The organism is Bacillus sp. FSL K6-3431 (assembly GCF_038002605.1).
Lineage (GTDB): Bacteria > Bacillota > Bacilli > Bacillales > Bacillaceae_C > Lederbergia.
The window spans coordinates 1281892-1294656 of sequence record NZ_JBBOCT010000001.1 but is presented as its reverse complement, the minus strand read 5'-3'; the positions used below and the strand labels follow the sequence as shown (position 1 = coordinate 1294656).

Here is a 12765-nt window from a genome sequence, read left to right as displayed (position 1 = left end):
TATGAATTTTTGGTCGTCTTTTTTCCTTTATTAGGATCATTATACTTTAGTTGAAATTTGTCAGCTCCATGCTATGTTTATTTTCCTATTCAAGTTAGAGCTTTAATACAATTACTGGATCATTTTCGCATATCTCACCGTTATCATGAAAGCCAAAACTTTCATAGAGATTTTTAGCAATGTTGTTATCGGTTTCATATGAAATCCAACAGTATTGAGCGTGTCCTACCGGGAATGTGCGTATGTACTCCAGTACTTTTTTCATAACTTCCCTACCCCGTTTCTGGTACTGTTCACCAATCATAAGGCGCAATATACAATAATTTTTATTTGCGATTTTCGGAAGCTCGTAACTAGTAATGCCATAAACTATCATAACAAAACCTACCACCTGCTCATCAGCATAAATTGCAAAAGGAAGTGGTCTACCTCCATTGGTGGCAAGAACATAACACGAAGCAACACTTGAGAGGTTGGATGCAACAAAGCGGCATTGGTCATCTGCAACTTTTAACCTGAATACCTCGCGTCGGTTTTCTAATGTGATTTTTCGTAGTGAAATCATGAAAATCTCTCCCTCCAAAAAATAAATAATCCGGCTTCACCCCGCAATTTATTACAAGTTATACCACATTATAATAATGGTTGTATATAGGGAGTGATTGTGTAATAACATTCGGATTTTAACGACTTTATTGTTATATGGTTAAGTATAGTGATGATTTTACATTTAAAATTAACTAACTTTATCTTAACTCCGTCCTAAAAATCAGAGTGGGGTTAGGGTTTGAGGTTTTTAAATTAAAAAACTTTATCCACCCATTTTATATTGAAACAGTAATTGTAAGCAAAAAAGGTATAAATCCCTTAGAATTCAGGGTATTATACCTTTTTTACTTTAGGATCTATTAAGCTTGAATGTTGATTTTTTAGTTGTTTCCGTTGAATGGAGTGAAACATACTAAAAATAGTAGTACAAACCAAGGCCCTGGTTTGTGCTACTATTTTTTTAAAGTAGAAGTGAAGGGAAGTCGTGCGGACGCTGGAATCTAGAATACGTATAAGGAAACCGACTCACCAACGGCACCAATCCGGTAATCTTCAGTAATAGAACCGAATCAATAAAAGGGGAAATAGAGGGGGAGGAAAATCCTATATTTCATGGTGATGTCAATAATCTCATGGTGGGGGCAAAAACTAAGAATCAGATTGTAGATTGATCAATTAAAAAAGCAACCTTAGGGTAAGCCCCATAAGGTTGCGGTGATTGCCTGTGTGAATAAGTTCCCGAAAGTCGCATTTCATATATCCTCTATGATTACGAATAAGCTAAAGCTAATTCATAAGAAGATACCTCAATTATAGTACAGATGACCTTGCGAAAAAGTGAATATTCGTTAATTGTTCGCAGGAGGTATAGCGATCTTGCTGCGTTTGCATGAATGGGACAAAACTACTAAAACCAAGTTGATTGTAGCGGAAATCAACTGTATTCTATAACAGATCCTTACATTAAATTAAGACTTTTTCAGTGCCCTCAATTGTTTGTAACGTTTTTATTTCGTTGTATTTTGAGTTATCTCAACGATACCATATTTAAAACTCATTCATTTCAGTTTTATACGTATATAATTGGAAAGAGCTTTTCGCCAGTCGTACTTCTGTATTTTCTTTAATTCGTTTATGGCATGTAACACACATGAATGTGTGTATTGGATGATTACGTAATTTTTTGGCTAGTGGTGAATCGGTATCGATAGTTGATTGCTGATCACAGATGACGCATTGAACTTTCATGATAAAACACCTCTGCTGAATGTAACTCATTCATTTTCTACATAGTATATCATGAAATAATCGTTAACAATAATATTTTATTCACGAGACTGGTCATGTTGTTCTTCGTCTAATTGTTGTTGATTCTTCGTATTCATTTCTTTTTTAGGTTTCTTTAATGCATCTTCCGGATTTTTACCACTTTCCTGAGGAGGTACATCTGGCATTAATCGTCCGGCAATATCTGAAAGTTCATTCATAAAACCTTCTACAGGCTTACCATTTCTAATATCGTCACCAATTTCTGTTAAACGAGCATATAGATCAGGATCTGCAATGACCATGGCACCTGCTCCATGTGGATCGTGTTTTAAGCTTTCAGCTACTGAATACTTAATACTTCCCACTTTGGATCTATCTAAGTTAGCTTCCACATCAATTCCTACCATAGCAAAATTCCCAATAACTACAGCTGTAGCATTATTTACATCTGGGATGCCAGCAGCCAAATTTGATAAGTATTCAGCACGTTGTTCATCTGACATTGTCTCGTTCTTCATATTTATATGGCTGTCTTTTACAGAAACTCCTTGCGGTAAAGTATTCTCATTTTGGATATTAGGTTTGGTGTTGTTATTTTGTGAACAGGCTGATAAAAACAATAAAAGCATGATGATAAAACTAACTTTACGCATCATTTTACCTCCAATTTATTTAGGTTCGCAGAATGTAGATCACACTGACATAGTGATTAATAGTCTAGCTCTAAACATTCTCCTTTTCGCCTCAATCAACGTTGTAGTTTAGGACCTGTCTTCAGCGCGTATAACGGGTTGAGGGGGGAAGCTCTGCCGAAGATGACATAGAGTCTGACCTTTTTAATCAAGCTACTTGACGCTTCCGCTTTTCTTCATATATTTTGTGTTTTTATTCTTTCTTTATGCAGGAATACATATATTTTAATAAAAGGAGTTGTCTTGCGTTGCAAATAATTGATTGGAACCGGCTACTAACAGTTCACATAGAATATTAAAAAGAAGCAGGAGGCATTAATTTGACAAAAATTTACGTGTTAGATACGAATGTCTTGTTGCAAGATCCCAACTCCCTATTCTCGTTTGCGGACAATGAAGTAGTCATTCCTGCAGTTGTACTTGAAGAAGTCGATTCTAAAAAACGTTATATGAACGAGATTGGCCGGAATGCAAGACATGTTTCTAAATTGATCGACGGCTTTAGATTAACAGGAAAATTGCATGAGCAAATAAAGTTAGATAACGGTGGAACATTAAGAATAGAATTAAATCATCGTTCCTTTCACCAATTGCAGGAAATATTTATAGAAAAAACAAACGATAATCGAATATTAGCAGTTGCTAAAAATATTGCATTGGAAGAAGAAACGAAGTTGGATGGCCGTTCCGTTATTCTAGTTAGTAAAGATGCTTTGCTTAGGGTGAAAGCTGATGCAATTGGTTTATATGCAGAAGACTTTTTAAATGACCGTGTCGTTGAAACCGATCATATGTATACAGGAATGCTAGAGATTTTTGTTGACATTGATAAACTTAGACGCTTTTATGAAAAAGGACAAATTGAATGCAAAGAGTTTTTTGATAAAAAACTATATCCAAATCAGTTCTTGATTATGAAAGATGAGCTTGGAAGTTCAGCCTCGGCTATAGGGATGACAGATCATACCGGAACATATATAAAGAAGTTAGTGAACCATTATGATTCTGTTTGGGGAATAAAGCCGAGAAATGTACAACAGACAATGGCTACAGAGCTGCTTTTTAGAAAAGATATTCAGCTCGTTACAATGATTGGAAAAGCTGGAACAGGAAAAACCTTATTAGCCTTAGCTGCAGGGCTAATGCAAACGGAAGACTTACGGGCATATAAAAAGCTTCTTGTAACCCGACCGATAATACCAGTTGGAAAGGATATTGGCTATTTACCGGGTGAAAAGCAAGAAAAGTTAAGGCCGTGGATGCAACCAGTTTATGATAATTTAGAATACTTATTTAACACGAAAAAGCCTGGTGAAATTGATGCGATTTTAGCGGGGATGAGCTCCATTGAGGTCGAAGCGCTAACTTATATAAGAGGGCGCAGTATCCCTGAACAATTTATTATTATTGATGAAGCCCAAAACTTAACAAAGCATGAAGCTAAAACAATTCTTACAAGGGTAGGGGAAAGTAGCAAAATAGTTTTCATGGGTGATCCGGAACAAATTGATCATGCATACTTAGATGAATATAATAACGGTTTGGTATACATCTTGGAAAAATTCAAAGATGAAGCAGTTGCAGGACATATTAAGCTTATAAAAGGTGAGCGCTCTAAACTTGCTCAACTTGCTGCAGATTTACTGTGAAAATAAAAAGCAGGCGGGGATTCCGCCTGCTTTTTGGGTACGAAAAATATTCTTGTCACTCTACTCGAAATGCGTTTACATTTTTAATTGGATTCTTTTGATTGGAACCGTCTGCAAATATAATATGAACAGGCCCATCTTCTCTTAAAGGTTTTCCATCTTTGGAAAAGGCTAGAATTAAATGGTATGCTTCTTCCAATGGTACTAGGAATTCACCATCCGCTGTTTCAATAACTAATGATGTTGCATCCTCCGACGGCTCAGCGTTTTTTAAAAAAGGTTCCATCTTAATACCAAATGTACCTGTTAAGATTTTTACTTTTTCAAATTGGCGCTCAGATTTTAGTGTAGGTGGTGCAATCGCGCCTTCCTTAATCACACGATCCCAATGTTTCGAAACAACAGTAAAGTTTTCTTCATCGGCATTAGTGTTTTCTGGGCCATCTATGAAGTATGTATTTAAATCAATTCGGCGATCATCAAAAATCCAAACACCTGCATCAAGCGTAATCGGGAACTTGACCTTTCCTTTATATGGAATAATTGTATCCATGATAAAAACTCCTTTCGTCCATCATCTAGATTATATCGTGAATGCTTTGAAAATAAAAGTGAATATGCCAAACGACTTTTCTGGAATTTTGCTAAAAAAAGTTATTTGTCAAATCATTCGCATGATTTTCATCAACATTTCAATTCTAGCTTTCCTCTTGCAATTTGTCAGAAATAGCGGTAAAATTTAAAGATAGTATTGTCTATTTGTTCGGAGACAGGGGGATTAATGTGGTGTCTGAAATAATAATAGATCATCGAGAAAAAGCCTTTGCTCTTCTGAAGGCAGACGCAGAGAAAATCTTACGTTTAATACAGGTGCAAATGGACAACTTAACAATGCCTCAATGCCCTTTATACGAGGAAGTGCTGGACACACAAATGTTTGGCCTGTCCCGTGAGATAGACTTTGCAGTCCGTCTAGGACTAGTAGATGAAAAAAACGGGAAGGAATTAATGGATTCCTTAGAAAGACAGCTTACTGCACTTCATGAGGCTTCTTTAAGAAAGTAAGGATCTTTATTACAATATTCCTTTAAATCATTTGTATTCGTAGGATTTTTAGCGATAACTTTATATTAAAACTCAAACAGTTCAATGTAATTGTTTGGGTTTTTTTATAGGACAAGATCCGTCAATATCTGTCACCCCTGACAAACGCCTCCGAATCTGCATGACGCGTAGGTTGCACCGGTATAGAAATTAGCCGAGGCTCTTTTTCTAAACTTAATCATAGATTGGAAGAATTCGATGCTAAAAAAAATATTAAAATCATATGATTACTCCATTATAGTTGTATACATACTACTTTGTTTGTTTGGTCTTGTGATGATTTACAGTTCAAGTATGATAATGGCTGTGCAGTATTATGAATATCCAGCTGATTTTTTCTATCAAAAACAAAAGATGAATTTACTTTTTGCATTTGCGGCTTTTATATTTTTTGCGATATTTCCATATAAGGCATTTCGAAATAAAAAGTTACTAATGATCATGACGTCTCTTGCTGTTGCAGGGTTATTTGCTGTCTTTTTCTTCGGGCATGTTACGAATAATGCACAAAGCTGGATCAATATTGGTACAAGGAAAATTCAACCATCAGAGTTCGTTAAAATAAGTGTCATTATTTATTTGTCGGCTGTTTATGCGAATAAACAACAATATATTGATCAACTCAATAGAGGGGTACTCCCGCCAGTTATTTATTTAGTATTTGTTTGTTTTTTAATTAAAATTGAACCCGACAATGGAACAGCTTTGATTACATTTTTAATTGGTATAATGATTATCCTATGCTCAGGCATGCGGTTTCGGACTATTATGAAACTTATTATGCTTGGTATTCTATTAGTTAGTTTACTTACACCTTTCGTCATTTTAAAATTCGATAGTTTCTTTACCGATGGAAATATGAAACGAATTGATGGTTTCTTAGATCCGTTTGGAACCGCTGGTGATCAAGGATTCCAGCTTGTTAATTCATACTTGGCGATAGGTTCAGGAGGATTAAAAGGTCTAGGGTTAGGTCAAAGTGTCCAAAAGTTAGGATATTTACCTGAGGCACACACAGATTTTATCATGGCAATCATAGCGGAGGAACTTGGCATTTTTGGAGTGGCTTTTGTTGTATTAGGGATTGGTTATTTAGTGCTCCGTGGTATTTTTATTGGTATTAGGTGTCGTGATCCATTTGGTAGTATGCTTGCGATCGGAATAGCAGGGATGCTTGGACTTCAATCATTTATCAACTTGGGCGGAATGTCTGGGATCATTCCGATAACTGGTGTAACACTACCTTTTATAAGTTATGGTGGTTCCTCCATTATTGTTTTGTCCATATGTATGGGAATTTTAACTAATGTTTCAATGTTTAAAAATTATGATGAAAAATACAAAAAAGAAAAATCAATGTCTGATCCTACGCTTGATTCATTCCGGTCAAAACAACAGATCGGTAATATGACTCAACGTTGATCATTTATCATAAATTTTGTATACAGAAATTGTTGTGAAGGGGAGAGTAGTATGAAGAAAATCAAAAAAGTTTTAGTTGCTAACAGGGGAGAAATTGCCATTAGGGTCTTCCGTGCTTGTACTGAACTAGATATTCGTACAGTTGCCATTTATTCACGCGAAGATACTGGATCTTATCATCGGTATAAAGCTGATGAAGCATATATAGTAGGGATAGACAAAAAACCAATCGATGCATATTTAGATATTGACGGTATTATTGAAATAGCGAAAAAATCTGGATCAGATGCAATCCATCCAGGATACGGTTTTCTTTCAGAAAATATTGAACTTGCTAAACGGTGTGAAAAAGAAGGAATCATCTTTATTGGTCCATCGATTCAACATTTAGATATGTTTGGAGATAAGGTCAAAGCAAAGGAGCAAGCACTTCTTGCCGGTATACCTGTGATACCTGGTAGTGATGGGCCAGTAGAAAGTATGGAAGATGCCATTGCTTTTAGTGAAACAAGTGGCTTTCCATTAATGGTTAAGGCTTCTCTTGGTGGTGGCGGACGTGGGATGAGAATTGTACATAAGGCAGAAGAAATGAAAGAAGCCTATGAACGTGCCCAATCTGAAGCAAAAGCGGCTTTTGGCAGCGAGGAAATGTACGTAGAAAGATTTATTGAAAATCCAAAACATATAGAAGTGCAAATATTAGGTGATATGCTAGGGAATATTGTGCATTTATTTGAGCGTGATTGCTCTGTGCAGAGAAGACATCAAAAAGTAGTGGAAACTGCGCCTTCCGTTTCTTTATCGAATGAATTGAGAATGAAAATTTGTGACGCGGCTGTTGATATAATGAAAAATGTAGGATATATCAACGCAGGTACAGTTGAATTTTTAGTAGCTGGTGATGAGTTTTATTTTATTGAAGTCAATCCTCGTATCCAAGTAGAGCATACAATTACTGAAATGATTACTGGTATAGATATTGTTCATTCTCAAATACTTATTGCTGAAGGACATTCATTACATAGCGAAGAAATACAAATTCCTTATCAAGATGAAATAAAAACGAATGGTTTTGCTATTCAATCCCGTGTAACGACGGAAGATCCATTAAATAATTTTATGCCTGATACTGGTAAAATTATGGCATATAGGTCTGGTGGAGGATTTGGTGTTCGTCTCGATGCAGGAAATGCTTTTCAAGGCGCGGTAATCACGCCATATTACGATTCATTACTTGTGAAGTTATCAACTCATGCAATGACATTTAAACAAGCAGCAGCTAAAATGGTAAGAAATTTAAAAGAATTTCGAATCAGAGGAATTAAGACTAATATTCCATTCTTAGTGAATGTCATTGAAAATGAACAATTTATGACAGGTGCTTATGATACGTCTTTTATAGATCAAACACCCGAGTTATTTACATTCGCTAAAAGCAAGGACCGCGGTACGAAAATGCTTTCATATATAGGCACAGTTACTGTGAATGGTTTTCCAAGTGTGGAAAACAGAAAGAAACCAGTTTATCCTGAACCAAGAACACCAAAGTTGACGTTGGATCAGACTACGCTATCTGGTACAAAACAAATATTGGATCAAAAAGGCCCTGAGGGACTTGTAAAATGGATACAGAATCAAAATAAAGTATTATTGACAGATACAACATTTAGGGATGCACATCAGTCCTTATTAGCTACAAGAATCAGAAGTTATGATTTATTACAAATATCGAAACAAACATCCCAAATGTTACCAGATCTATTCTCTATGGAGATGTGGGGCGGCGCTACATTCGATGTTGCGTATCGATTTTTAAAAGAAGATCCATGGGAAAGGCTAATATCTTTAAGAAAAAATATTCCAAATGTTCTTTTTCAAATGTTATTAAGGGCTTCTAACGCTGTAGGATATACTAATTACCCTGATAACGTCATCAAGGAGTTTGTACAACAATCAGCGGAAACGGGTATCGATGTTTTTCGAATCTTCGATAGTTTAAACTGGGTTAAAGGAATGGAAGTAGCGATTGATACTGTTCGTCAATCCGGGAAAATTGCGGAGGCAGCTATCTGTTATACAGGTGATATTAATGATCCGTCGAGAGCGAAGTATGATGTCGAATATTATAAGCACTTAGCAAAAGAATTGGAGAACCAAGGAGCACATATCTTAGCAATTAAAGATATGGCAGGTTTATTAAAACCACAAGCAGCATATCGGCTTATCTCAGAACTTAAAGAAACTGTAAATATTCCTATTCATTTGCATACGCATGATACGAGTGCAAATGGAATATTCACGTATGCTAGAGCAATTGAGGCAGGGATTGATATTGTGGATACTGCACTTAGCTCCATGTCAGGTCAGACATCACAACCGAGTTTAAATTCTTTGTTATATGCTTTAGAAGGAACAGGAAGAGAACCTGAATTTAATATGGACGCAGTAAATCAACTCACATATTATTGGGAAGATGTACGTAAATATTATGCGGACTTTGAAAGTGGCATGGTGGCTCCTCATGCAGAGGTATATCAACATGAAATGCCTGGTGGGCAATATAGCAATCTACAGCAACAAGCAAAAGCGGTTGGGTTAGGTAGTCGTTGGGATGAAGTAAAGACCATGTATAATCAAGTAAACCAAATGTTTGGTGATATCGTGAAAGTAACACCTTCATCAAAGGTTGTAGGTGATATGGCATTATTCATGGTCCAAAATAATCTTACAGAGGAAGATGTCCTCGACAATGGCATGAAAATTGATTTCCCTGATTCTGTTATTGAATTGTTTGAAGGATATCTTGGGCAACCCCATGGAGGATTCCCGAAACAATTACAAAAGGTAATTTTGAAAGACCGCAAACCGATTACCGTCCGACCTGGTGAATTGTTAGAAGCAGTAGATTTTACTAAATTACGGGAAGAATTAAAGGCTGAAACAGGTGTGGAACCAACAGACTATGATGTGACTGCATATGCACTTTATCCAAAAGTATTTATCGATTATGTGCGCACTATTAATACATTTGGTGATATTAGTGTGCTTGACACGCCGACCTTCTTGCATGGAATGAGACTTGGAGAAGAAATAGAAGTCGAAATCGAAATTGGTAAGACCTTAATCGTAAAACTGATTTCTATTGGTCAGCCGCAACCTGATGGAACGAGAATTGTGTATTTTGAACTAAATGGTCAGCCGAGGGAAGTTGTTATTAAAGACGAGAGTGTTAAATCCTCTGTGCAAACAAAACGGAAAGCCGATAGCAAAAATGAAGCGCATATAGGTGCAACAATGCCAGGAACCGTATTAAAGGTACTCATTAAAAATGGGGAGCAAGTGACCAAAGGGGATCATTTGATGATCACGGAAGCGATGAAAATGGAAACAACTGTTCAAGCTCCATTTACGGGAACAATTAAGAATATATATGCGGAAAGTGGCGAGGCGATTCAAACAGGAGATTTATTAATTGAAATGGATAAATAATATGTGAATCTTGGAGCTTTGGAACAGAAATTTTCATCAAGCACTGACAATATAAGCTAATACCTATTAAAAAACATGTACAGCATTAATCGCTGTTCATGTTTTTTGTTTTTCTGAATCGGACTTGCACAGGATGTGCTGATTTCTGTGTTGCTCACATGAGATAAGCAACACAGAGGTTCCTCTTTAACAGAAGATCTTCCTATATAGCTCGTGAGAACCGGAAAAACCGAGCAACAAAGGAATTTTCTGGTTCTCATTTGGTGACTTTTTGAACATCCTTTGTAAGGTTGTTTCTAGTAAGTAACATAACAAAATAGCTTAGTAAAGCAAACAGACAAGCAATGAAAAATGCGTGTGCCAACGCGACATAAATGTTTAAACCTGTAAGTACGACAACAGCTCCTGCGATAACCTGGAGTGTCACGATGATAAATGCGATGATCCATCCCCAGTACATTACTTTCTGATGTTTATAATGCTTGATTGCGAGGATTGTAATGTATCCAATCCAGATAAAAATTAGACCTGCGGCCAATCTATGTCCCATTTGAATCCATTCATATAAATTGGCTGGTAATGAAAAAGCGCTATTATTACAAAACGGCCAATCTTTGCATACAAGGCTTGATTCTGTATGTCTGACCAACGCCCCAGTATAAACAACAGCATAACTATATAGCGTTACTCCTATGATGTGAAACTTCATTCTCCCATCAATAATAAGTGTTTTCGTATCAAATTTCTGATCCACTTCGAATATTAGTAAGGTTAATAAAAAGACAGTTGCAAAGGAAATCAATGATATTCCGAAGTGAAGCGCCAATACAAAATCAGTTTGTGGCCACATAACTGCAGCAGCCCCAATTAATGCTTGTAATAGTAAGAAAGAAACAGATAGAATTGCGAGAAGCTTCGTTTCTCTTTTATGCCCAATTGCTTTCCAGGCCCATATTGCAAGACCTAAAACGAGTAAGCCAGCACTCCCGGAAACAAGGCGATGTGCCAATTCCACGATAAGCTCAGGGGTTATTTCGGTTGGGACCCATTTACCATTGCAAAGTGGCCATGTTCTGCCACATCCAAGCTCAGAGCCGGTTTTTGTAACTAAAGCTCCACCAATCAATACACCAGTCATTACTAATGTTGTCAGTACGGAGAACCATTTTAAACTGCGGAGCAAATCTTCACCTTCTTACGATAATTTATTTCAGTCTTTCAAAGTGATAATAATCAATTCCATTATCGATACTACATAACCAATTAGAAAAAAACAACCGACAAAATTGTTACAACCCAGTAAATCCATTTAATTGTTATAGACTTATGACAATATCAATGAATTACTAGAAGCCTTAATAGGTCTACTCCTTTTTTTTTGGCAAATATGATACAATATACTATGTGCGTTTGTCATACATAATATATTTATAGTTGGAAAAAGTGGTAAATTAGTGAACAAATACTGAAATCTTTATTAAATAAGAGAAAACTTAGCACTTATGTATTATAGTATGAAAGGGAATGTAATTATTATATTTCTAGAAGGGAGGTAATAAGAATGGGAAACAGTCGTGTTTTAACAACAGTCGAAGAAGCTGTAAGTCATCCCACATCTACATGGAAAAATTTTACGGCATTAATAAAGATTGGTATTGTAAATTCAAACGCGATTACTACATTTACTGGTTTATGGTTGGCGTTTATGCTAACAGATAGACATTTCTTACAATCCCTTAATATTGTGATCATTACGATGTTAGGCTCATCTCTAATTATAGCAGGGGCATGTGCATTAAATAACTACATCGATCGTGATATTGATCCAGTAATGGAACGGACAAAGGGCCGACCAACAGTCACAGGAAAAATTAGCGGATCAAAAGTGCTAGTAATCGGTTTTACTTTTGTTATAATAGGGTTGCTAATGCTTTTTATGATGAATATCACTACTGGAATTATCGGCGTTATTGGAGTCTTTACATATGTGGTACTCTATAGTATGTGGTCGAAAAGATTGTATGTTAGTAATACGATTATTGGCAGCATATCTGGAGCTGTTCCACCATTAATAGGATGGGCGGCGGTAGATCCTACATTGCCTCCAATGGCTTGGATGCTGTTCTTCATCATGTTTATTTGGCAGCCTCCCCATTTCTATGCATTAGCAATGAGAAGAGTGGAAGAATATAGAACAGCTGGCATTCCTATGTTGCCTGTTGTTAAAGGTTTCGCTGTTACAAAACTACATATTGTTGCGTGGATAGTATTGCTTCTCCCAATTCCGTTTTTCATGAAATCCTTAGGTACTCCGTTTATTATTCTTATGACGGTTTTAAATTTAGGTTGGCTTACAATCGGACTTATGGGGTATAGGAAAAAGGATGATATTAAATGGGCGACACAAATGTTTGTATATTCTTTAAACTATTTGACGATTCTGTTTACAGCAATGGTCATCCTGTCTGTTATTTAAAGAAAACATCAAGGCACGTCAAACAGCATAAAATGCTGTGTACTAATTGCTAGGGAATTCTTTCTTTTATAAGAAATCCATATATAGAAATAATCGGTCTTTGTTACCGCAATGA

Annotated in this window: 10 protein-coding genes; 5 read left to right on the top strand and 5 right to left on the bottom strand. The window is 36.2% G+C overall.

Annotation, left to right across the window (positions count from 1 at the left end):
* Window positions 1–94: 94 nt before the first annotated feature.
* The 3 genes from MHB53_RS06520 to MHB53_RS06510 all read right to left on the bottom strand — a co-directional run bounded on the left by MHB53_RS06520 (window position 95) and on the right by MHB53_RS06510 (window position 2471).
* A complete protein-coding gene (locus tag MHB53_RS06520; protein ID WP_340916413.1) occupies window positions 95–565 on the bottom strand; it encodes a GNAT family N-acetyltransferase in 471 nt (156 codons plus the stop codon).
* A gap of 1031 nt (window positions 566–1596) precedes the next feature.
* Window positions 1597–1797 carry a YlaI family protein gene (locus MHB53_RS06515; RefSeq protein ID WP_340916412.1) on the bottom strand — a complete coding sequence of 67 codons (201 nt, stop codon included), beginning with the start codon at window positions 1795–1797 and terminating at the stop codon, window positions 1597–1599.
* A 77-nt stretch (window positions 1798–1874) separates the two neighbouring features.
* Window positions 1875–2471, bottom strand: a complete 597-nt coding sequence (locus MHB53_RS06510; RefSeq protein ID WP_340916410.1) for a YhcN/YlaJ family sporulation lipoprotein — start codon at window positions 2469–2471, stop codon at window positions 1875–1877.
* A 359-nt stretch (window positions 2472–2830) separates the two neighbouring features.
* Here MHB53_RS06510 and MHB53_RS06505 point away from each other — a divergent pair, with 359 nt between their 5' ends.
* Entirely contained in the window at window positions 2831–4159 is a 1329-nt protein-coding gene (locus MHB53_RS06505; protein WP_340916408.1) for a PhoH family protein, read from the top strand.
* Window positions 4160–4214: 55 nt separating this feature from the next.
* Here MHB53_RS06505 and MHB53_RS06500 read toward each other — a convergent pair whose 3' ends face one another.
* Entirely contained in the window at window positions 4215–4712 is a 498-nt protein-coding gene (locus MHB53_RS06500) for a peptidyl-prolyl cis-trans isomerase (protein ID WP_340916406.1), read from the bottom strand.
* A gap of 230 nt (window positions 4713–4942) precedes the next feature.
* Here MHB53_RS06500 and MHB53_RS06495 point away from each other — a divergent pair, with 230 nt between their 5' ends.
* The 3 genes from MHB53_RS06495 to pyc all read left to right on the top strand — a co-directional run bounded on the left by MHB53_RS06495 (window position 4943) and on the right by pyc (window position 10174).
* Window positions 4943–5224, top strand: coding sequence for a YlaN family protein (locus MHB53_RS06495; protein WP_340916405.1), 282 nt, complete (start codon window positions 4943–4945; stop codon window positions 5222–5224).
* A gap of 237 nt (window positions 5225–5461) precedes the next feature.
* Window positions 5462–6685 (top strand): FtsW/RodA/SpoVE family cell cycle protein, encoded by a 1224-nt coding sequence (locus MHB53_RS06490; RefSeq protein WP_340916404.1) that lies wholly within the window; start codon window positions 5462–5464, stop codon window positions 6683–6685.
* Window positions 6686–6736: 51 nt separating this feature from the next.
* Window positions 6737–10174 carry a pyruvate carboxylase gene (gene pyc, locus MHB53_RS06485; protein ID WP_340916403.1) on the top strand — a complete coding sequence of 1146 codons (3438 nt, stop codon included), beginning with the start codon at window positions 6737–6739 and terminating at the stop codon, window positions 10172–10174.
* A gap of 256 nt (window positions 10175–10430) precedes the next feature.
* Here the strand turns inward: pyc and MHB53_RS06480 are convergent, their stop codons facing one another.
* Complete coding sequence (locus tag MHB53_RS06480) at window positions 10431–11357, bottom strand: COX15/CtaA family protein (protein ID WP_340916402.1); 927 nt, start codon at window positions 11355–11357, stop codon at window positions 10431–10433.
* A 378-nt stretch (window positions 11358–11735) separates the two neighbouring features.
* Between MHB53_RS06480 and cyoE the strand changes: the two genes are divergently transcribed.
* Window positions 11736–12650 carry a heme o synthase gene (gene cyoE / locus MHB53_RS06475; protein WP_340916401.1) on the top strand — a complete coding sequence of 305 codons (915 nt, stop codon included), beginning with the start codon at window positions 11736–11738 and terminating at the stop codon, window positions 12648–12650.
* Window positions 12651–12765 lie beyond the last annotated feature (115 nt).